At 37.3% G+C, this 21,175-nt stretch carries 22 protein-coding genes; 10 read left to right on the top strand and 12 right to left on the bottom strand.

Features of this window, described 5'->3' with window-relative positions; translation table 11 throughout:
- The 4 genes from SFB89_RS05850 to SFB89_RS05865 are packed head-to-tail and all read left to right on the top strand — an operon-like array spanning nt 1 to nt 2,586.
- Entirely contained in the window at nt 1-495 is a 495-nt protein-coding gene (locus SFB89_RS05850; RefSeq protein WP_331776015.1) for an HIT family protein, read from the top strand.
- Nucleotides 479-1,483 carry a tRNA 2-selenouridine(34) synthase MnmH gene (gene mnmH, locus SFB89_RS05855; RefSeq protein ID WP_331776016.1) on the top strand — a complete coding sequence of 335 codons (1,005 nt, stop codon included), beginning with the start codon at nt 479-481 and terminating at the stop codon, nt 1,481-1,483. Before SFB89_RS05850 ends, mnmH begins: the two co-directional genes overlap by 17 nt.
- A 23-nt stretch (nt 1,484-1,506) precedes the next feature.
- The gene (locus SFB89_RS05860; protein ID WP_331776017.1) at nt 1,507-1,995 is read left to right on the top strand and encodes a copper chaperone PCu(A)C; all 489 of its coding nucleotides are present in this window, start codon (nt 1,507-1,509) and stop codon (nt 1,993-1,995) included.
- A 6-nt stretch (nt 1,996-2,001) separates the two neighbouring features.
- Nucleotides 2,002-2,586, top strand: a complete 585-nt coding sequence (locus SFB89_RS05865) for an SCO family protein (protein ID WP_331776018.1) — start codon at nt 2,002-2,004, stop codon at nt 2,584-2,586.
- A 9-nt stretch (nt 2,587-2,595) separates the two neighbouring features.
- Here SFB89_RS05865 and SFB89_RS05870 read toward each other — a convergent pair whose 3' ends face one another.
- From SFB89_RS05870 to SFB89_RS05910, 9 genes are all read right to left on the bottom strand, one after another.
- Nucleotides 2,596-3,498, bottom strand: coding sequence for a protoheme IX farnesyltransferase (locus tag SFB89_RS05870; protein ID WP_331776019.1), 903 nt, complete (start codon nt 3,496-3,498; stop codon nt 2,596-2,598).
- A gap of 23 nt (nt 3,499-3,521) precedes the next feature.
- Nucleotides 3,522-4,805: a cytochrome c oxidase subunit II gene (gene coxB / locus SFB89_RS05875; RefSeq protein WP_331776020.1), complete on the bottom strand. Its 1,284-nt coding sequence runs from the start codon at nt 4,803-4,805 to the stop codon at nt 3,522-3,524.
- A gap of 20 nt (nt 4,806-4,825) precedes the next feature.
- Nucleotides 4,826-5,149 (bottom strand): cytochrome C oxidase subunit IV family protein, encoded by a 324-nt coding sequence (locus SFB89_RS05880; RefSeq protein ID WP_331776021.1) that lies wholly within the window; start codon nt 5,147-5,149, stop codon nt 4,826-4,828.
- 10 nt (nt 5,150-5,159) lie between these two features.
- A complete protein-coding gene (locus tag SFB89_RS05885) occupies nt 5,160-5,828 on the bottom strand; it encodes a cytochrome c oxidase subunit 3 (protein WP_331773759.1) in 669 nt (222 codons plus the stop codon).
- On the bottom strand, nt 5,821-7,497 hold the full coding sequence (locus tag SFB89_RS05890; protein ID WP_331773760.1) for a cytochrome c oxidase subunit I: 1,677 nt from the start codon (nt 7,495-7,497) through the stop codon (nt 5,821-5,823). The genes SFB89_RS05885 and SFB89_RS05890 overlap by 8 nt, the downstream gene beginning before the upstream one ends.
- Nucleotides 7,490-8,293: an SCO family protein gene (locus tag SFB89_RS05895; RefSeq protein WP_331773761.1), complete on the bottom strand. Its 804-nt coding sequence runs from the start codon at nt 8,291-8,293 to the stop codon at nt 7,490-7,492. The genes SFB89_RS05890 and SFB89_RS05895 overlap by 8 nt, the downstream gene beginning before the upstream one ends.
- Nucleotides 8,294-8,689: 396 nt before the next feature.
- On the bottom strand, nt 8,690-10,312 hold the full coding sequence (locus SFB89_RS05900; protein WP_331773762.1) for a bifunctional diguanylate cyclase/phosphohydrolase: 1,623 nt from the start codon (nt 10,310-10,312) through the stop codon (nt 8,690-8,692).
- 175 nt (nt 10,313-10,487) lie between these two features.
- Complete coding sequence (gene pdxA, locus SFB89_RS05905) at nt 10,488-11,393, bottom strand: 4-hydroxythreonine-4-phosphate dehydrogenase (protein WP_331773763.1); 906 nt, start codon at nt 11,391-11,393, stop codon at nt 10,488-10,490.
- On the bottom strand, nt 11,390-12,169 hold the full coding sequence (locus SFB89_RS05910) for a pyridoxine 5'-phosphate synthase (RefSeq protein ID WP_331773764.1): 780 nt from the start codon (nt 12,167-12,169) through the stop codon (nt 11,390-11,392). Before SFB89_RS05910 ends, pdxA begins: the two co-directional genes overlap by 4 nt.
- A gap of 105 nt (nt 12,170-12,274) precedes the next feature.
- Between SFB89_RS05910 and SFB89_RS05915 the strand changes: the two genes are divergently transcribed.
- From SFB89_RS05915 to SFB89_RS05940, 6 genes are all read left to right on the top strand, one after another.
- The gene (locus SFB89_RS05915; RefSeq protein ID WP_331773765.1) at nt 12,275-13,030 is read left to right on the top strand and encodes an alpha/beta hydrolase; all 756 of its coding nucleotides are present in this window, start codon (nt 12,275-12,277) and stop codon (nt 13,028-13,030) included.
- Nucleotides 13,031-13,933, top strand: coding sequence for a Ppx/GppA phosphatase family protein (locus tag SFB89_RS05920; RefSeq protein ID WP_331773766.1), 903 nt, complete (start codon nt 13,031-13,033; stop codon nt 13,931-13,933).
- A 63-nt stretch (nt 13,934-13,996) separates the two neighbouring features.
- Nucleotides 13,997-15,691 (top strand): acetolactate synthase large subunit, encoded by a 1,695-nt coding sequence (locus tag SFB89_RS05925; RefSeq protein WP_331773767.1) that lies wholly within the window; start codon nt 13,997-13,999, stop codon nt 15,689-15,691.
- 12 nt (nt 15,692-15,703) lie between these two features.
- Nucleotides 15,704-16,165: an acetolactate synthase small subunit gene (gene ilvN, locus SFB89_RS05930; RefSeq protein WP_331776060.1), complete on the top strand. Its 462-nt coding sequence runs from the start codon at nt 15,704-15,706 to the stop codon at nt 16,163-16,165.
- Nucleotides 16,165-17,127, top strand: a complete 963-nt coding sequence (gene lpxD / locus SFB89_RS05935; protein WP_331773768.1) for a UDP-3-O-(3-hydroxymyristoyl)glucosamine N-acyltransferase — start codon at nt 16,165-16,167, stop codon at nt 17,125-17,127. Before ilvN ends, lpxD begins: the two co-directional genes overlap by 1 nt.
- A 2-nt stretch (nt 17,128-17,129) precedes the next feature.
- Nucleotides 17,130-17,369 (top strand): hypothetical protein, encoded by a 240-nt coding sequence (locus tag SFB89_RS05940; protein WP_331773769.1) that lies wholly within the window; start codon nt 17,130-17,132, stop codon nt 17,367-17,369.
- A gap of 45 nt (nt 17,370-17,414) precedes the next feature.
- Here the strand turns inward: SFB89_RS05940 and SFB89_RS05945 are convergent, their stop codons facing one another.
- The 3 genes from SFB89_RS05945 to speA are packed head-to-tail and all read right to left on the bottom strand — an operon-like array spanning nt 17,415 to nt 21,175.
- Nucleotides 17,415-18,584 (bottom strand): pyridoxal phosphate-dependent aminotransferase, encoded by a 1,170-nt coding sequence (locus SFB89_RS05945; RefSeq protein WP_331773770.1) that lies wholly within the window; start codon nt 18,582-18,584, stop codon nt 17,415-17,417.
- 33 nt (nt 18,585-18,617) lie between these two features.
- Entirely contained in the window at nt 18,618-19,337 is a 720-nt protein-coding gene (gene cysE, locus SFB89_RS05950) for a serine O-acetyltransferase (RefSeq protein WP_331773771.1), read from the bottom strand.
- Entirely contained in the window at nt 19,334-21,175 is a 1,842-nt protein-coding gene (speA, locus tag SFB89_RS05955) for a biosynthetic arginine decarboxylase (RefSeq protein ID WP_331773772.1), read from the bottom strand. The genes cysE and speA overlap by 4 nt, the downstream gene beginning before the upstream one ends.

Below are 21,175 nucleotides of genomic sequence, written 5' to 3' on the forward strand. Positions count from 1 at the left end.
ATGGACTATTTATATGCCCCTTGGCGAACAGAATATGTGACGGGGAAGAAAAGCGATTGTGTGTTTTGCGATATTGCTCAAGATGAAGCACATGATGAAGACAACAGTGTGTTGTATCGAGATTCACAGTGTTTTGTCGTCATGAACAAGTATCCTTATACTCCTGGGCATCTCCTTGTTGTACCGTTAAAACATACTGATGCAATAGAAAACTTAGATGAAGCGGTCTGGCTTCATATGAGTAAAGTAGTGCGACAATGCAGTGCGATGTTGCGAAAAGCATTTAGGGCTGATGGGATCAATATTGGGATGAATCTTGGCAAAGCAGCAGGAGCGGGGATTGCTGAGCACGTTCATTATCATATCATGCCCCGTTGGCTTGGTGATACGAATTTTATTACGACGATTGCCGATACACGAGTTTTTTCCAATGATTTTCAAAAAATTTATACAGAACTGAAAAAGAATATAGACGCTTATGTTACAAACAATTAGCACAGAGACTTTTTTGCGTGAAGAAGAGACGTATGATTTGATTATTGATGCGAGAAGCCCTGCTGAATATCATCATTCAAAAATTCCTAATGCGATTAACCTCTATGCACTCAGTGATGAAGAACATCATGAAGTAGGATACATTCATAAGCAACAATCCAAGAATGATGCAAAATTAAAAGGGGCAAGCTATATTTGTTGCAATGCAGCCCGACATATTTATACCCTGAATAAACAGTGTAAAATTGGATCTAAGATTGCTATATATTGTGCAAGAGGTGGACTTCGATCGGCCTCTTTGGCTACTATATTTTCAAATATTGGATATCGTGTTGATCGATTGGAATTGGGGTACAAGGGTTACCGAAGTGCTGTCGTGTCCTATTTGGATACTTTTGATCAGGGGAATTTTATCGTCTTAGGCGGTAATACAGGATGCGGGAAAACTCAATTGCTACAACATTTAGATAATGCCATCGATTTGGAGGGTTTAGCCAACCATCTTGGTTCAACTTTTGGATATATAAAAGGCGAGCAACCTTCTCAAAAAGAGTTTCAAAATAGATTATTTTGGGTGCTCAATCGCATTGATTGGAATAAGCCTGTGTTTATTGAAGGAGAAAGCAAACGCATTGGTACGGTGATTTTACCTGATTTGCTTTATAGGAAAATGGGAGAAGGAAAGCGTATCGAAATTACGGCGCCTATTGAACAACGTGTTGCACGAATTTTACGTGATTATGAACAGATAGATGATGCATTTTTTTATCACGCGATGGATACCATCACCCCCTACATCAAAAAAATTGCTAAACAACAAGCGATTGCTTATTATCAAGAAAAAAATCTTGCAAAAGTAGCGGAAATTTTATTGTTAGATTATTATGATAATGTTTACAAAAAACCACAAAAAATAGATTTTAGTATTAATAATAGTGATATAAATGTGACTTTATCAAAATTAAATAATATTTTGGATACCTTATAATTATCACTTATAAAAGGGGTTTTATGTTCAAAATAGTTATGTTGTTTTCTATCGCAATGTCTACGGTGCTTTTAGCTGGCAATATCGAAGTCAAAGATGCTTATGTTAGGGCAGTTCCGCCTAATTTACCCAATTCAGCTTCTTTCATGACAATCATCAACAATGGTGCCACGGCGGTGGATTTAACTCGTGCGGATTCCACACTTGCTGATACCTTAGAGCTTCATGAACACACTATGAAAAACGGTATGATGGTGATGGCTCAAGTGCCAAAAATCACAATCCCCGCTCATGGTAGTGTGATGTTAAAACCGGGTGGATATCATATCATGATCATTGGTCTTAAAAAACCAATAAAGCCTCATGATAGTGTTAAAATGATAAACCTACATTTTTCAGATGGTGAAACTCTCACGCTAAAAAATGTGCCCGTAAAGAGTGTGATGGGTGGCATGAAAATGAAAAATATGAAGATGAACGGTATGAAAATGAACGGTATGAAAAGTAATTAATTCCGTATGAGAAAAAAGTTAATTATTATATTTTCAGCGATTGTTATCATCGCGGGGTTGGTTTTTGTTGGATTGCCTTATTATCAAAATCAAAAGCTAATCCAGCGCTATGCTTTCACGATGGATTCTGCAAGTGGCAAGGTTAGTTTAAAGGACTTTAAAGGCAAGATTGTCATTTTATATTTTGGCTATATGTATTGTCCTGATATTTGTCCCACTACACTTAGCATGGTGAGTGATGCGCTTCATAAGCTTCCAAAAGAAGAGGCCAAAAGATTTCAATTACTTTTTGTGAGTGTCGATCCTGACCGGGATACGCTAAAAAATCTAAAAGCGTACGCGAACTATTTCTATCCTACAGCGATGGGCTTAACGTCAACAAAAGCTAATCTTAAAGCAGTGAGTCGAACGTTTGGAGCATATTATTCTAAGATTTACGATAAGGGCTCAAAAACCCAATATACTGTCGCACATACCTCATCAGTATATATTATCAATACCCAAGGTATCTTAGAGAAGACAATACCTCACACGGAGGATGAAAATGTCTTCTTGAAAGCTTTTAAAACCGCATTAATCAAAAACCGCTAGAGTGTGACTCTAGCGGATTAACCAACGATCGACGACTAAAAATACAACCACAGCTAAAGTATAAAGATTGAGCTGCATAAAGATTTTCTTGCAACGTTTTTTATTCAGATAAGTATCGTTTTGAAGAAGTGGAAAACTCTTGTATGCCAAAAAGAGAGAGTGTCCTATCACTATCGTAAAGATAATGATACTTTTGGGGATAAAAAATGAAACCACCATCAAAGCGCTGATAATAGTCAATAGAATCCACACATAAGTGATGTGCGAGAGCGATTGTGCACCGACAACATTAGCCATATTGGGAAATTTTGCCTTATTGTAATCATCTTGATAGATGAGTACTAAAAGCCAAAAATGAGGAATTTGCCAGATAAAATAAAACCAAGCAATCACCAAGAAGGCAGGGTGGAGTAAACTAAAATTTGCTGCCATAGTACAAAGTATGGTGGGAATAACACCTAAAATTGCCCCCGGAAATACGGCATAAGCACTCGTACGCTTCATGGGTGTATAGATCATATTGTATAAAACAACAACCGAGGCAAAGATCAAAACGCCACTAAAACCGAGTACATAATATTCGATAATAGAAGCGCCACCAATCAATCCAACAATAATACCAAGTGCTCCTTTTTCACTAATACTTCCCTGTACGAGTGGCCGGTTTTTGGTTCGTGGCATCAACGCATCAAGCCCTCTTTCTTGAAATTGATTGAGGGCACTCACACCGAGTGCCAATAAAAATATCGCTGTAATAGAGAGCCAAAAGTCCAATGTGATTTCTTTCGCAAACAAGAGATATGCCAAGGCTCCTGGTATCATTACAGCAAAAGATAAATATGCTTTGGTTAGGGCGATATAATCTTTGATACCCGCCCTTTGTTTATTGACTAAAATTGCTGTTTTCATCATCACACTCCTTTTGGCTTTTATCACTAATCTTTAAGCGTTTTAAAATATTGTATCAAGGTATTGATATCATCATCGCTCAAGATGCCTCGATAAGGTGCCATCATGCCACCACTGTATCCTTTTACAATTTTTGCATCAGGATCTAAAATTGATTCCTTGAGGTAGGCATCATTAGCGACGACATCCTCCTCTTTACCCTTAACGAGGACTTTGGTTTTATGTCCATACATCCCCTTGTAACTTGGACCGATTAACTTTGAACCATCCAAAGAGTGACACCCTAAACAACCGTTTGATTGAAGAAGGCTTGTAGCTTTTTCTTTGATATCCACTTTTTTTGGTTTATCCCCATTTTTTAGATAGTCAATAATTTGGTCAATCTGTTTATCGCTGAGCACGCCTTTGTATGAGCTCATCATACCCGGTGTAAAGCCCTCTACCACTTTGGCATTAGGTTTTAAAATTGACTCTTTGAGATACTGTGCATTTGCGACCACTTCTTCTACTTTTCCATTGACGAGGACTTTTGTTTTGCGTCCAAATAATCCCTTGTAGCTTGGGCCTACTAAAGGAGAGCCATCTAATGAGTGACAGCCAAGGCAGCCATTTGATTTGAGCAAGGCAAGACCTGGATTTTCTTTAGTTTTACTCTCTTTGCTAAAAGGTGTTTTCTTATCACTGTTGTACCAAGCATCAAAGTCTTTTTGGCTGAGCACATGAACTTTTGCCAACATACGAGAATGTCCCACACCACAATATTCAGCACATTCAATATCATAAACACCCAATTTTGTAGGGTTGAACCATGAGTGATACACATATCCCGGTACGGCATCTTGTTTGAATCGAAAAGCCGGAATATAATAACTGTGTAATACATCATTGGTCTTCGCTGTAATATCGAGTTTGACATTTTTACCGATTGGCACATAAAGATCTGTAGTGACTTTTCCATTTGGATATTCATGTGTCCAAAACCACATTTGCCCGGTGACTTTTACTTCCATATTATCTTTTGGGACTTCTCTAATGATTTTTAAACTTGTCATACCGTAATAAAACATAATAGCAAGCAAAAACATCGGGAGAATGGTCCAAGCAATTTCAAGCTTACTGTTGTGCTCAATATTGACAATATCCTTCCGTGCATGTCGTTTACTGCTATATTTGTATGCGAAGTAAAACATCACACCAATAACGATGAGAAACACGACGGTAGTAATCCCAAATACTACAAGCATTGCCATATCTACCTGAGAAGCAAAACTTGATACGCCTTCTATTCCATTTATTAAATATTTATTCAAAATGTATCTCCTTTTGCCTGCTAATTAAATATATCACTATTAGTATGTCTCGCATACGTATCAATAGCCATGATAATATACATACTAAACAATAACGCGGTCGTACCAAAAACCAATCGCTTATAAAAAGGTTTTGAGCCTTTTATGTGCATATAATAAGAGACAACCAAAGCGACCTTTGTAAATGAAATCAACATTTGAATCGCATAAGTGTTTTGTAAATCGGTATGAAAAACGATAGGCTGCAAGATGGTGGCCGTTGTTAAAATCAACAACAGTCCAAAAACTTTGTAATAGATTGCCGTGTCAATCATATGATAATTTTCATTTGAATTTGATGTCATAACCCTCTCCTTAATAAATCAAATAAAATATAGGAAATACAAATATCCATACGATATGAACAAAATCCCAATATAAGGCAGTATTCTCAAGAACGACAAAGTTCTCTGGAGTGATTTTGCCACGATTAATCAGACTCAAAAGCCACAACATCACACCAATGCCCACGATAATATGCACACCATGTAATCCTGTCATGGTAAAGTACAGTCCAAAAAATAGCTTTCCACCATGCCCTAATGCTGCTAAATCAGCAGAAGGAGAACCGGGATAGAATCCCTCACCTATCTCTAGTGTCCACTCTGTATATTTGATGGCCAAAAAGAGAGTTGCCAAGATGATGGTGGCCCAAATATATTTTTTGCATACTGCAACATGGCCATTCCTAAGATTGGCCAATGAGAGTCCCATCGTTAAGGTGCTGATTAATAATATAAAAGTATTAATACCCCCTAAAAGACGATTCATATGAATCGAAGCGGCTGAAAACTGAGCGCCATGCTGATAGGAATAGAAGGTATAAACCAAGAACAGTGATCCGAAAATCATCATCTCAGTGAGTAGAAATATCCAAAAACCCAGTTTGGCACCTTCATAATCATGATCCCAATCGACAACCTCATGGGGATTGCCTTGTTTATCAAAAATAATTTCTGGTTCATAGGTTTTAACATCACTCATGATGGGCTCCTTTTTTACTCTCATCTACAGACAAATCCATATGATGTACGGGTTCTCCTTTGATGTATTCATAAGGCATAAAGTCAACATAAGGAATCGTACCAAAATTCTCAGCTTGTGGCGGAGAAGGTATTTGCCACTCTAATGTGGTAGCATTCCAAGGATTTGGACCCGCAGGTTTACCTTTTCTAATTCCTTTATAGAGATTCACAAACATATAAATGAGTCCAAATGCAAAAATCCAAGACCCGACGGTCGCGATTTGATGATAAATTGTAAATTGTGGCAGATAATCAAAATAACGTCGTGGCATGCCTAGTGCTCCGGCTACAAACATCGGAAACCAAAGCGTGTTGAAACCGACAAAGATGATGTAAAAAGCGATTTTTCCATGCAATTCATTGTACATTTTACCCGTGACCTTTGGAAACCAATAGTGCATCCCTGCAAACATCAAGAATACAACACCACCAAGGATTGCGTAGTGAAAATGCGCAACAACAAAATAGGTATCATGAAAATAAACATCCACACCAACCGCACCTAAAATCAATCCAGTCATACCCCCGATAATGAAGGTGATAAAAGTACCTAAAGTCCATAACATCGGAGTATCAAAGACGATAGAGGCTTTGTACATCGTAGCAATCCAGTCAAAAAATTTAATACTCGTAGGCACAGCGACCAAAAATGTCAAAACAGAAAAGACAAGTGCGACAGTATTGGATTCACCGGATGTAAACATATGATGTCCCCAAACCAAATATCCGATAAATGCAATCATAGAACTTGAGATTGCAATGGCACGATAGCCAAAAATCGGCTTTCTACAAAAGGTCGGGATAATTTCTGAGGCGATACCAAAGGCTGGTAAAATCATCAAATAAACAGCAGGATGAGAATACATCCAAAAGAGATTTTCTAATAAAACCGGATCTCCACCCTTTGTAGGGTCAAAAACGCCCACGCCAAAAACACGTTCTAAAATAACTAAAACAAGAGTAATCCCGACAATAGGAGTCGCTAAAACTTGAATCCAAGAAGTCGCATACAAACCCCAAACAAATAGTGGCATTTTGAAAAATCCCATGCCTGGTGCTCGCAATCTGTGTGTGGTTGCGATAAAGTTAATCCCCGTTAAAATAGAGGCTAACCCTAGAAGATAGGCTCCTGTTAGGGCCATGACGATATTAGAGCCTGTTTTGGTACTGTATGGAGCATAAAAGGTCCATCCCGTATCGGGAGCATTGCCATTCCAAAAAAGCGATGTGAGTACGGCTATAATACCCAAAACAAAGACCCAAAAAGAGAGCAAATTGAGTCTTGGAAATGAAACATCTCGCGCCCCAATTTGCAGGGGAAGCAAGAAGTTCCCTAATGTCGCAGGAATCCCTGGTACAATGAAGATAAATATCATGATAATACCATGGAGCGTAAAGGCCTCGTTGTAGGTTTGTGGACCCATGATTTGTTGCCCTGGATAAAATAACTCTAAACGCATGGACAGTGCTATCAAAACCGCAATGCCAAAAAACGAAAACATAACGATACCGTACATAATCGCAATTCTTTTGTGGTCGATACTAAAAATCCACTGTAAAAACTTATTGTCATGATGTCCAAAAACCGTATGGGTTTCTTGATAAAAACTTGTGTGAGTACTACTCATCTACCTTATCTCCTTTTCTGTGTTTCTTTCCCGTAATGAAAAAATATAAAAATATGATGATTAAAAATATTGAGACGACCAAACCAAATATTTTTTTATATTGCACTACATATTTGCTACTTTGTGGATCAAACGAATAGCAAAAAGCCAAAGCGCGTGTAATCGTAGGTCGCACTGTGCCTGCTCCTGCTTCTGTCAATGCCATTTGTAAATCAAAAGGTAAGTATTGAATCCCCTCAAGATAACGTGTAATCTTTCCTTTTGGAGAGATGATGGCCAAATCTGTAGGGTGAATGTAATCTATAAAACCTTGCTTATTGACAATTTTTTTATATTCATACCCCAATGATTCTAAAAAGGTGTGCATGGTTTGGTTATTGTCTGTGACCAAAAAGTGCCACGCATCTGCATCAAAGCTTTTTTTGATGACTTGCGTGTGATTTTTTTTGAAAACCATCGCATCTTTTGGCGTATCGGTGGTGACAAAACTAATCGTAAGCGCATTATATTCTTTGCCTTCTTTTAACTTCAAGTTTCCCAATGATTTGGTCAAACTATCAATTTGAGGGCCGCAAATACCAGGGCAGTGGAAATAGTTAACCGAAATAACCGTCGGTTTTCCATCAACAAACTCTTTCAGACTCTTAGTCACCCCATGTTCATCCGTAAAACGAAGATCTAGTGGCACAAAATGCCCCAGTTTCTCATATGTCCCGACTTTTCCGTTTTTATTTGGAGTGTCAGCTTGTAAAAAAATCGTGCCAAAAATCAGCACAACAAGTAAAACTTTTTTCATTTTTCTCCCAATTTCCTATCTTCATGTTGGTAAATATTAAGTAAATATTTATTTAACACATTTTTAACACAATTCTATCAGATATTTTTTTTCTTAAAGGCATATAAATATTTTAATCTATTATATTTATAAATGTTCCTTTTATATTCTATTTTTGGATTATTAATATAAATAAATATATTGAAAATGATTTTCAATAAGTTATTAAAGTGCGGTATATGTGGAATTTGTGTAATTAAGATAAAATTTATCTTAATTTAGAAAATTATATTTTTTTCACCATAATAGAATTTGATTTATCTAAATTTCTTATATTAAGACAGTGTGATAGTAAATATAACACGTCGTCGTTAGAGGAATGAAATGCCTAAAATAGGGGATATGAGAAACTTTAAATCATGATTGATTAAATATCATATTTTCAAGCTTATCTGTATTGTTGATATTGTCTTTCAGAAAATCAATATAATTAGAGGTGATTTCTACGTCATAACCGTTGAGAAATGTATCAAATAACGTGGTATCTAAAATCGTATTTTGATCTATATTGACAATCAAAAAATGATCTCCAAAAAATCTGATAATCGTAGATGTTGGATAATGTTGCATCAAAAGAGCGGCTAAATCCTTGAGTAACCTATCACCTTTTTTCCAACCGTATCGTTTGTTGTAAGCAGTTAAATTTTTAAGGGTAAGGTGGTAGGCATTGAGAGATTGATACTCTGTGAATTTTGTCAAGAGGACCTTTAGGTGATTAATATTGTAACAACCGGTGAGTTGGTCTTTGAGATAGTAACAAAATCGCATTTCATCCAGCTTGTTTTCTGGTAGTTGTCGTGTTAATGTATCGATTTTGATTGTTTCTAAAACCGGCAAAGCCGCATCAACGATATCGGGATTAAACTGTTTTCCCTTCTCTTGTTCTAATATCTTTAACGCGTCTCTCTTGCTACGAGCACTTTTATAAGCTCGGTTTGTGGTGATGGCATCAAATGCATCGGCTACTGCGATAATTTGAGAGAGGAGGGGAATGTGTTTTCCTTTTAATCCATGAGGATATCCTTGGCCATCAAAGCGCTCATGATGATGCAAAACGATGGTGGAGAGCTCTTTAAATGGCCCATGAGATAAGAGTTCAGCACTGAAGAGTGCATGCGTTTTAATAAGCTCATATTCGGCGGTACTTAATCGATCAGGTTTTAGTAAAATGGCATCAGGAATCTCTATTTTACCAAGATCATGCAACATCGATGCCCGAAAAAGTAGTGCCACGTTTTCTTTGCTCAGATTCATCACTTTGGCAATCTCTGTGGCGTAGTGTGCGACACGCCTGCTGTGTCCTGCTGTGTAAGTGTCACGACGCTCCATCATATCGGTTAATAGATAAATATTCTCTTCATAATCTTTCATTTTTGCGTTGAGATATTTTTTGCTGTTGTGATTGATCCAGTAAATGACAATTAAGCCCACAATCCATGTCATGATATAAATCAAAATCAGATTATAATAGCGCTTTTGATTTAAATCTTTGAAAGAGGGGACTAGCATTTTAGCTTCAACACTCCCAATAACATCACCTTCTTTCGCATCATCATGGATATGGCACAAAAGGCAGCTTTTTGTAGCAAGTAGCGGAGTGATTGTGTAGACATACGTACTATTATGTTTACCTGAGATAACACTATGATGTTCTTGTTTGGTTTGTTGCATTTTTTTAATTGTCTTGGCGCGTCGTTGTGTCATAGCCTCAAGCTCATCTTTGTAAAAAAAACTATTTACGCTCAAATCAATATTTTTATTTTTATTGATTTTTTCAAGTAAATAGCTTAAAGAATAGGAGAGATTTGATTGTGCATTGGGATATTTAATCTTTTGGTTGAAACTCCAATCAAGTAGATGGGCTGCTTCTTTTGTAGCGGTTTGTGTTTGCAAAATACGAGTATTGATAATATTTTTGTTTTCATTTTTGATTTGAAAGGTGAAGAACAAGATATTCGCAAGAGTCCAAAGAATAGCCATAATAATAGCTATTTGTTTAAAATAATGATACCTTATCGACAATGACATTCCCCGATTCCCCAGCCTATTTTAATGAAAGTATAATTGGGAGATTATATCGTAGTAAAGTTAATTAATTATAACCTTTTCAATATTATTTTTATTTTTAAGTTATAAATTAAGTAAATTTTACCATCTATTTAATGGCTTCTTTGATGGCATTAATATAGCTTTTGAGTGATAAATCTGCGTTTTTATAGGCTTTGTCAAATGCGGTGCCATGATCTACTGACGTGCGTACGATGCTTGCATTTAATGTGACATTGATACTCTCTTCAAAGTAGAGTGCTTTTAGCGGAATTAACCCTTGATCATGATACATACAAACAAAATAGCGATAGCGCTCTCTACTGCTCTTACTAAAAGCAATATCAGGAACAAGTGGACCGATGAAGCGCTCTTTTCCAAGTAATTCATTTGCTTTGTTAATGGCCAGCGTGATTTCTGATTCTTCATCACCGATGACACCATGGTCTCCAGCATGGGGATTGAGCCCGAGTACTGCAATCTCTTCTTCCTCAACAGACGTGGCCACATCTAAGAGAAATTTTGCCAATTTTTTAGCATGTATTTTATCACTAACAGCCTTTAATGGGATATGGTGGGTGTATAATATGACAAACATTTCATCACATCCTAGCATCATGATAGTTTTACAGCCTAAAAGATCCGCAAGCGCATCAGTATGCCCTTTATAGCGAATACCCGCCATATTCCAAGAGGTTTTATTGATAGGTAGTGTTACAATAGCGGAGACTTTTTCGCTTTTTGCTAGAGCAATGGCGGTCACAAAAGAATCATAGGACATCTCTCCCGCTTCTTTTGTCGCAATACCGGGTTTTATATCAAAGATTTCACCACACTCTTTGGTTTTGAACTTTTCAGGTACATCAAGTCCCAACATCGCAGCACCCCAGCCTAGCATCGTTTTATTAATACAATAAGTAGGTTTACACAGTTGCGAAATCTCTTCATGCGCCCGTAATGCAATTTCTAATCCAATACCATTAATATCTCCAATGCTGATTGCGATTTTTTTCATTTTACCGCCTCTATCATATCTTTGATTGCTTGCTCAAGTCCGGTAAAAACTGATCTTGCGATGATGCATTGACCAATATTTAATTCTTCAATTCCTGCAATATTGACGATTTTATTGACATTTTGATAATTCAAGCCATGACCAGCCGCTACTTTTATATTCAACTTTTTAGCATAAGCAGTACTGTGTTTGATCTCTTCTATGGATTCTGCTAGTAAGACTTGAAGTTCATTACGTGATACATTGAGTGCCTCAATACAATGTTTGGTTTTGGAGAGATTAGAAAATAACATTGCATAGATATTAGAATAGTGTCCGGTGTGCAATTCAACCCATGAGGCCCCTATCTCACTAGCTAGATCAATAACATGCGTATTGGGATCGATAAAAAGGGATAATTCAATATTTTTACGTTTTAGGGCAACCGCAATATTCTGAATAGCATCAAAATTCTTTTCGACATTTAATCCCCCCTCGGTGGTGACTTCTTCTCTTTTTTCTGGTACTAAAGTGATGCGATGAGGATGTAATGCGATGACTTTACTGATGACCTCTTTGTCGATAGAGCATTCCATATTAATAGGAAGTTGAGAGTTTTCTATAATTCTTCTCGCATCATCATCACAGATATGTCTTCGATCTTCGCGAAGATGTATGGTAATCTGATCGGCTCCTGCTCGTCTGACAATTGAGACCGCATCAAGGGGATCAGGATCGTTGATTTTTCTTGCTTCCCTAAGGACGGCAATATGGTCGATATTTACACCCAAAAACATGAAAAACTCCTTTATTGAGTATCTTTTTGAAACTTTATATTATACCTATATTAAATAAAAGAAATATTTAGTATAATAGTAAAAAATCACATAAAAGGCTCAAAAATGAAAAAATTATTTTTGATTGTACTCTTATTTATGGGACTCAATCTTTTCTCGGGTGAAATTCAATTAAAGACTCAAGATGGTTTTGTACTAAAAGGTTGGCTAACCTATCCAAAAGTAAGCCAAAAAAGCTATCCTTTAGCTCTCTTCGCACATGAATTTGGAAGCACGCATAAAATGTGGGCCAAAATATCGCAACTCATGAGAGAGAAGGGGTATGCAACGTTTGAGATGGATTTGCGTGGACATGGTGTCTCAGACATGCAAAATGGTAAGAAAAATGCTATCGTACACTTCAAAACAATCGACCAACTCAGCAATGCGGTCAAAGAGAGTGCAGCAAAAGTAGATTTTAAAAAGATTCCTTCTGACTTATCCGCGTGGATTGACAAACTCTCTGAAAACCCTAAACTTCAAACCGAAGATATGGTATTTTTTGGCTCTTCGCTTGGTGGTGGTGCGATTATTTCCATCTTACTTGATTATGAACCCAAAGTGGTGGTTTTATTCTCCCCCGCGGGTCCAAAAGAGTACAATGCTAGCGATATTGACGATGCCATTTCTAATAGTGAAGCCAAAATCTTACTCGTCTCCTCACGCGAAGATTTTGCACTTGGTAATACCATTGATTATATGAAAAAAGCGTTGACACCGACACTACTTGTCGTACCAGGAAGCGGTCATGGTAGTGCTACTTTTGATTTGGCGATGCCTTTTTTGAAAACATATCTTGATAAATATCTACCAAAGAGATAAATGGGGATGATAGGTTGTGATTTAGGAACCAATACCCTACGTGTGGTAGAAATTGATTGCAAAACAAGAAGACGTGTCAAGGAGTTTGAGAGGATTGTCAAAACCGGCCAAAATCTCAAAAAAACCGGTCAGATTTCAACAGAAGCCATTCATAATATTTTTGAAGCACTAAGAGATGCTTCAAAAATCTTTGATTTTGAGAAACATAAGGTCAAATGTGTCACCACAGAAGCGATGCGACTCGCTAGTAATTCACGCGAAATTCTGCAAGAAATTCGTCAAGAATTCGGGCTTGATTTTCAAATCATTTCAGGCGATGAAGAAGCAAAATATACTCTCTTTGGCGTTCAAAATGCTCTTAAAGTGCTCAATCAATTTGATAATGATTTTTGTATGTTTGATTTAGGGGGTGGCTCTACGGAAATTATCTATGCCAACAAGCCAACACCCTCATACAAGAGTTTTCCTTTTGGCATTTTGAAGATTTCTGAAAAATATAATGAAACCCAAGCTTTAGAAAAGGGCATTGAACACGAACTAAATCAAATAGACCCTTTTGTTTTAGATCATGATAAACCCAAAAGATTGATTGCTACTGCTGGGACGCCCACTACAGTGTGTGCCTTTTTGCAAGGAGTGGATTATAAATCTTATGACCATAAGCGAATTAGTGGTCAAATCTTGCGTCGTGATGACTTTAAAAAAGCCTACAAGCAACTTTTTGCATTGGATTTGAGTGAGCGAGAAAGGTTTTGCGGTACCAATCGCAGTGATTTGATAAAAACGGGTATTTTGATTGTTATTGGGTTGATGGGAAAGCTAGGATTTGATGAGTGTGTCATCGTGGATGATGGCCTTCGTGAAGGCGTTGCATTGTCCTTGTGTCATTTTGGCTTTATCTAAGATTTTTTTGATATAATAAACGCCTTTTTTATAAAGCACAAATTAATTTTAAAAGGAGAAGTCATGGATTTAAACGGTTCCCAGATGGTCGTAGAAGCACTACGCAAGGAGAATGTTAGTGTCGTCTTTGGCTATCCTGGTGGTGCTATTATGAATGTTTATGATGAAGTATATAAACAAGATTATTTTGAGCACATCTTAACACGACATGAACAAGCAGCAATCCATGCTGCAGATGGCTATGCGAGAGCAAGCGGTGATGTCGGTGTTGCTTTTGTGACAAGCGGCCCTGGATTTACCAACGCAGTGACAGGTCTTGCCACAGCGTATATTGACTCTATTCCTATGGTTGTCATCAGCGGACAAGTTCCTATTAGTATGATAGGTACCGATGCATTTCAAGAGATTGATGCAGTTGGAATCAGTAGACCTTGTGTCAAGCATAACTACTTAGTCAAACATGTCAAAGATTTGCCCCGAATTTTAAAAGAAGCATTTTATATAGCACGAAGCGGCAGACCGGGACCGGTACATATTGACTTGCCTAAAGATGTGACAGCACAAGTCGGTAAATTTGAATATCCTGATACTATATCTATCCGCACCTATAAACCGACATACAAAGGTAATGCACGACAGATTAAAAAAGCTATCGATGCCATTGAAAAATCTAAAAGACCCGTTCTTTATATCGGTGGTGGCGCAGTAAACGCAAATGCGGCAGCTGAAGTGAGAGAATTTGCTGAAATTACCGGAGTACCAGCCGTTGAAACTTTGATGGCCCGAGGGGTGATGGGTGATGATAATCCACTACTGCTTGGCATGTTGGGGATGCATGGTTCTTATTGTGCCAATATGTCGATGAGTGAAGCCGATTTGATGATTGCTTTTGGAGCACGATTTGATGATAGGGTCACAGGAAAATTAAGTGAATTTGGAAAACATGCCAAAATTATTCATGTTGATATTGACCCCAGTAGCATCGGAAAAATTGTCAAAATTGATTATCCAATCGTTGGGGATTTGAAAAACATCGTGAGTGAAATGATTCCGTTGGCAAAAGAGAAAATTAATCCAACCCAATATGAGTCTTGGAGAAAATTACTCAAACGCTATGATGAAATTCATCCTCTTGGCTACAAAGATACTCCAACAGTTATTAAACCCCAATGGGTCATCCAAAGAATAGGGGAGTTGTTGGGAGAAAAAGCTATCATCACGACAGATGTTGGGCAGCACCAAATGTGGGCGGCGCAATTTTATCCTTTTGATAGACCGCGACAATTTATCACTAGTGGTGGTCTTGGTACGATGGGATTTGGTTTCCCCGCGGCTATTGGCGTAAAAAAAGCAATCCAAGACAAAATTTCGATTAATATTACAGGCGATGGTTCGATTTTGATGAATATTCAAGAGTTAATGACTGCGTATGAATCGAAAGTTCCAGTTATCAATATTATCCTCAACAACGGATATCTTGGAATGGTGCGACAGTGGCAAACCTTTTTCTATGACAAGCGATACTCTTCGACTGACCTAAGTGGTGCGCAACCAGATTTTGTCAAATTGGCGGAAAGTTTTGGTGGACGTGGATTTAGAGTTGAAACAAAAGCTGCATTTGATGAAGCATTAGATGAGGCGGTAAAGAGCAATAGTGTTTGCATGATTGATGTCAACGTTGATCGATTGGAAGATGTATTACCAATGGTTCCAGCCGGTGGCAGTCTTTACAACATGATATTAGAGCATAAGGATTAAGATATGAAAGAAATCAGAAGAGTTTTGTCAGTTATTGTTACAAACGAACATGGTGTGCTTTCAAGGATTTCCGGATTATTCGCAGGAAGAGGGTACAATATAGATTCTCTCACCGTTGCTCCCATCCCTGAAACAGATTTTTCTCGGTTGACAATTGTGACCTCTGGCAATGAGAATGTTTTAGAACAAATCGTGAAGCAATTGCACAAGTTGATACCTACTTATAAAGTTATTGAATCGGGTGAATTTGTTGAAAAAGAGATGGCATTGGTCAAAATACCGCTTAATGAAGATTTTAATGGACTTGATGCTATGTTAAAAGCATATAATGGTGTGATTGCCAATAGCGGTACGAATTTTATCGTTGTTATGGTCGCAGATAACGCCAATAGAATCGATGATTTTCTGAAAGCAATTAAAAAATACAATCCAACAGATATGGTACGAAGTGGTTCTGTTGCGATGGATGTGTAATGAGATTAAAAGCATTATTAGAGAGATTAGAATTAACACAAGATATTTGCGATGTCGAGATTAAGTCCTTTGCGACCTTGCAAGATGCTAATTCGGAGCAAATTACCTTTTTTAATGATGAAAAATTGCTAAAAGCTCTCAAAAAAACTGAGGCGGCAGCCGTTTTAATTCATCCCAAATTTGAGGCGTTTGTTCCCCAAGGGACTCAAGCATTGGTGTGTGAGGACCCTTATTTGTATATGGCACGAGCGAGTCAATATTTTTGTAAAGACTCCTTTTTGTATGGTGGCATGAGTCAAATATCAGACCAAGCTCGCATTGGTCCTAATGTTCAAATTGGCAATGACAGCATCATAGAAGCCGGTGTCATTATCCATCCCAATGTTGTGATTGGACGCAACGTCATAATCAAAGAAGGGACTATTATTTATCCCAATGTTGTGGTGTATGCTAATACCACAATCGGATCACACTGTATTATACAAGCAGGAGCCGTTTTAGGCAGTGATGGTTTTGGTTATGCTCATACTAAAAATGGCGAGCATGTAAAAATTTGCCATAGTGGAAATGTTATCATTGAAGATGATGTAGAAATAGGAGCCAATACGACAGTGGATCGTGCAGTATTTGGTTCTACCGTGATTAAAAAAGGAACAAAAATTGACAATCTTGTCCAAATAGCGCATAATTGCGAACTTGGAGAATACTGTCTAATCGTATCACAAACAGGAATTTCTGGTTCTACGACACTAGGAAGGAATGTGGTCATGGGAGGTCAAAGTGCAACTGCCGGACACCTAAATATTGGTGATTTTGCAATTATTGCAGCAAGAGGCGGTGTCACAAAAACGATAGAAGGTGGAAAAACATACGGTGGTTTTCCATTGATGCTACAAAAAGAGTGGCTTAAAAAACAAGCAAAAATAGCAAATTATTTTAAAAAATTAAATAAAAGGATTTAAAAATGGGTGGAAAAAATACAGTATTAAAGGAATTCCCTTTAGCAGATACCAAAAATGGTAAAATTTCGGTTTCTCACTTAGAAGAGCCTTATGGCGATGGATCATTTCCAGTTGTGAGTATCGGAATCTCTCTTAAGAAAAGTGCAGAAGAACCAGATTGGAAAGCACACATTCCTTATGATAATCTTGATGAATTGATTGAGGCATTGAAAGAAGCTAAAGAAACTTTTGGCAAAAAATAATTCACAATAAAGGGGCTTGCATAATCTGCAAACCCCTTAGAAAATTTAGTAATTTTCTTTAATAAACTCTCGGATTCTCAAGATTCCCTCTTCAATACTTTTAGTACTTGTTGCGAATGAAAACCTAAAATATCCATCACTTCCAAATCCAATACCTGGTACGGTTGCTACGCCCTTACTTTCCAATAATTGTTTACAAAATTCTAGTGAGTCATTGGAAACTTTTTTGATATTCACAAAAAGATAAAAAGCACCATTTGGACTCACGACGCTAAGTCCTTCGGTCTCATTAAATAATTTAACAGCAACATTTCTTCTCTTTTCAAACTCAACGCGCATCATTTCAATATCATTATTTGCCTCACCCAAAAGTGCTGGAATTGCCGCTTTTTGTGTGATTGAGTTGATATTGGAAGTACTTTGACTTTGAAGTTTTTTAACTGCATTGGTAATCTCTTTGATAGGACATGCCATATATCCAAATCTCCATCCTGTCATCGCTACAGATTTACTTAATCCATTGATGGTAATGGTGCGATCAAACATATCTTTGCTAATACTAGCGACAGATGTAAAGACACGACCATCATAAAGAAGTTTTTCATACATCTCATCGGCTGCTACCAAAACCTTGGTTCCTTTGAGTACTGCAGCAAGTGCTTGTAAATCCTCTTTGGTATAAACTGAGCCGGTTGGATTTGATGGAGTGTTTAAAATCAACAATTTGGTTTTTGGTGTTATAGCATTTTGTAATTGTTCTGGCGTAATTTTGAATGCAGTCGTATCATCGGTTGCTATTTCAACAACACTACCTCCTGCAAATTTAACAATTTCAGGATATGTTACCCAATAAGGGGAGGGGATAATGACTTCATCTCCATCATCAATAATCGCTTCCATAAGATTAAATAAAGACTGTTTGGCTCCAACATTTGAAATAATATCTCCCAGTTCATAATCCAATCCATTTTCATGTTTGAGTTTAAATTGAATGGCTTCAACTAAATCAGGAGCACCGACAACGGCAGTATATTTGGTGAATCCATCTTGAAGTGCTTTAATCGCCGCATCTTTTATAATTTGAGGAGTATCAAAATCAGGTTCGCCTGCTGAAAAACTCAACACGTCCTTTCCCTCTGCTTTCATTTGCTTAGCCAAAGCAGTAATGGCAAGCGTCATCGATTCAGATAGTACTTGTATTCTTTGTGATAGCATATTTGTCCTTTTTATATGAGAATTCTCATGTGATTATTGTTTGACTGAATTCAAAAATTGTTTATAAATATCTTCAAGCTCTTTATCGGCTTCAATGAGGTCTTTATCGGCATGTTGCTCATTAACAACCGTTTCTAGCGCTTTGATTCTTTTAAAAAGATATAAAAATAATTCCTTATTGATATCGGGAATTTTATTGTGTGCCATTGGATTTTTATCTCGCCCTTTTTCAATGACTCGAGCAGGAATGCCCACCGCTGTTGAATTCTCAGGTACGGGATTGACCACAACTGAATTTGAACCAATGCGGCAGTTTTTGCCAATAATAATATCCCCTAATACTTTAGCACCCGCTCCAATGACCGTCCCACTGCAGATTGTCGGGTGTCTTTTTTGACCTCGGTTTAGATTCACACCACCTAAAGTCACCCCTTGATAAATCAAGATATCATCTTCTACAACCGCAGTTTCGCCAATCACTACACCAAAGGCATGGTCTAAAAATACGCGTCTTCCAATCGTAGCTGCGGGATGAATGTCAATATTGGTGACAAATTGATTGATACCCATAATAATTCGAGAGAGAAACTTGAATCCTTTGGTGTAAAGAGCATGTGCGATACGATAATTAACGATAGCCCAAACACCCGGATAATTGAAAAAAATTTCAAATTTAGAATTTATGGCAGGATCGCTTAGAATAGGTTGTGCAAAATCCTCTTTTATTTTATGCCACAAACTAGCATCACTCATGAGTCATCCTTTCCATTGATTGTTTTAAGATATCCATTGTCGTTGAGAAATAGATAAATTTCACCCAATATATACTTTTTAGTCTTATCATCGATTAAAGAGGATTTTTCAATTTTTTCATTTAAGATTTCTTGCACTTCTTTGATGTCATAATCAAGATCTTCAAAAATATCCAAAATACTTTGTGATTCAATCACATTTTCCACGCTAAATCCCGTATCATCGATTCGTATTGTTGCTTCTGTCGGATGAGTAAAAAGATTATGATCCATACCCAAAACCTCTTGATACGCGCCCACAAGGAAAAATCCAATAAAATATTCTTCTTTTGTGACATCCACATCATGTAAGATAAGCGGACTGGCGCGATTATAGCTGATTTCACCATCACTATCACAGGTAATATCCCAAATTGAGGCCGATCGTGTTGGTTTTTCATCTAAGCGATCAAGCGGCATGACAGGAAAAGATTGACTAATACCCCATAAATCTGGCAAACTTTGAAACATCGAAAAGTTTACCAAATAACGCTCCTGTACCATATCTTGAATGCGCAATAATTCTCGAGTTTTTTTGTCTTTGAGCAGCATAATAGCTTTTTTCATGATTAAATTCACTAGAATTTCTGTATTACTACGATCAATCAAATCAATATATCCCAAATCAAACAGGGTTAATAGTGAATCCATGTGATCGAGACTATCATGAAGATATTCTTGTGCTCGTGGAGAATCTATGGTCTTGTAAATATCATAAAGTTCTTGAACCAAAGGAGGATTTTTCTCTTTTAATTGTAGTTTTTCTTCGGTATATTCTTGAGAAAATAGTTCTAAAACAGGCGCCACCAAAACCGCATGTGACGCGGCGATATAGCGACCTGATTCGATAAAAATATTCGGTTCTGGTACGTTTTTCCTCACAGAAATGTCTTTGAGCAAAAAGGTAATATCATTCGCATACTCACTCAAAGAGTAGTTGCGATTCATACTCTGTCTGTGTTGTGAGTACTCAATCGCCAATCCTCCGCCAATATTGATAGCATTGAGTCCTGTTGCCCCCATTTTTTTTAGCTGTACAAAGAGATTTCCTGCCTCTCTTAGAGCTTTTTTAAGTGGTCCAATCTCTGAGATTTGTGATCCGATATGAAAGTGAATCATCGTAAATTTCTCAATGAGATTTGCTTTTTTGAGCAAATTAACCGCTTGTAATAATTCTGTCGATGTGAGACCAAATTTTGAATTAATACCACCACTTTTAGCCCAGATTCCGACACCAGAACTGTGTAATCGGATACGTAATCCAATATTAGGAATAGAGCCAAATCTTTTCTTGGAGATTTTGATGATATTCTCCAATTCACTGAGTCCTTCTATGGTAATGGTGATATTATGTCCCATTTCACAAGCAATAAAACCAATCGATATCATTTCCTCATCTTTGAATCCATTGACGGTGATGGGTGCTTTTTTATTATTGTAAGCCATCGCTAGAAAAAGTTCTGCTTTACTGCCCGCTTCGAGGCCATAATCATATTTTTCACCCAATTGGACCAAATTTTTGACAAAATTTGGATATTGATTGACCTTGAGAGGATACACGGCATTAAACGTACCGCGATACTTGAATTCTGCCCGTGCTTTATTGAATGTTCTATAAACCAAATCGATTTGTTTTTCAATCAAGTGCGGAAATCTGAGTAATATGGGCCCTTTGATATCATTTTCTCTAATTTGTTGTACGATTTTTACTAAAGAAGGACTACTTTTGTAATTGAGTTTTACTTTTTTATTATCAATAAAAAAGTTATTATCGCCCCATAATTTGATGCCATAGTCCAA

The organism is Sulfurospirillum sp. 1612 (assembly GCF_036556685.1).
Taxonomy (GTDB): Bacteria; Campylobacterota; Campylobacteria; order Campylobacterales; family Sulfurospirillaceae; genus JAADIZ01.

Bases quoted from the DNA above. Each gene is read 5' to 3' on its own strand.
- SFB89_RS05850 (WP_331776015.1), top strand. From the start codon at position 1: ATGGACTATTTATATGCCCCTTGGCGAACAGAATATGTGACGGGGAAG.
- mnmH (WP_331776016.1), top strand. From the start codon at position 479: ATGTTACAAACAATTAGCACAGAGACTTTTTTGCGTGAAGAAGAGACG.
- SFB89_RS05860 (WP_331776017.1), top strand. From the start codon at position 1,507: ATGTTCAAAATAGTTATGTTGTTTTCTATCGCAATGTCTACGGTGCTT.
- SFB89_RS05865 (WP_331776018.1), top strand. From the start codon at position 2,002: ATGAGAAAAAAGTTAATTATTATATTTTCAGCGATTGTTATCATCGCG.
- SFB89_RS05870 (WP_331776019.1), bottom strand. From the start codon at position 3,498: ATGATGAAAACAGCAATTTTAGTCAATAAACAAAGGGCGGGTATCAAA.
- SFB89_RS05880 (WP_331776021.1), bottom strand. From the start codon at position 5,149: ATGACATCAAATTCAAATGAAAATTATCATATGATTGACACGGCAATC.
- SFB89_RS05885 (WP_331773759.1), bottom strand. From the start codon at position 5,828: ATGAGTGATGTTAAAACCTATGAACCAGAAATTATTTTTGATAAACAA.
- SFB89_RS05890 (WP_331773760.1), bottom strand. From the start codon at position 7,497: ATGAGTAGTACTCACACAAGTTTTTATCAAGAAACCCATACGGTTTTT.
- SFB89_RS05895 (WP_331773761.1), bottom strand. From the start codon at position 8,293: ATGAAAAAAGTTTTACTTGTTGTGCTGATTTTTGGCACGATTTTTTTA.
- SFB89_RS05900 (WP_331773762.1), bottom strand. From the start codon at position 10,312: ATGGCTATTCTTTGGACTCTTGCGAATATCTTGTTCTTCACCTTTCAA.
- pdxA (WP_331773763.1), bottom strand. From the start codon at position 11,393: ATGAAAAAAATCGCAATCAGCATTGGAGATATTAATGGTATTGGATTA.
- SFB89_RS05910 (WP_331773764.1), bottom strand. From the start codon at position 12,169: ATGTTTTTGGGTGTAAATATCGACCATATTGCCGTCCTTAGGGAAGCA.
- SFB89_RS05915 (WP_331773765.1), top strand. From the start codon at position 12,275: ATGAAAAAATTATTTTTGATTGTACTCTTATTTATGGGACTCAATCTT.
- SFB89_RS05920 (WP_331773766.1), top strand. From the start codon at position 13,031: ATGGGGATGATAGGTTGTGATTTAGGAACCAATACCCTACGTGTGGTA.
- SFB89_RS05925 (WP_331773767.1), top strand. From the start codon at position 13,997: ATGGATTTAAACGGTTCCCAGATGGTCGTAGAAGCACTACGCAAGGAG.
- lpxD (WP_331773768.1), top strand. From the start codon at position 16,165: ATGAGATTAAAAGCATTATTAGAGAGATTAGAATTAACACAAGATATT.
- SFB89_RS05940 (WP_331773769.1), top strand. From the start codon at position 17,130: ATGGGTGGAAAAAATACAGTATTAAAGGAATTCCCTTTAGCAGATACC.
- SFB89_RS05945 (WP_331773770.1), bottom strand. From the start codon at position 18,584: ATGCTATCACAAAGAATACAAGTACTATCTGAATCGATGACGCTTGCC.
- cysE (WP_331773771.1), bottom strand. From the start codon at position 19,337: ATGAGTGATGCTAGTTTGTGGCATAAAATAAAAGAGGATTTTGCACAA.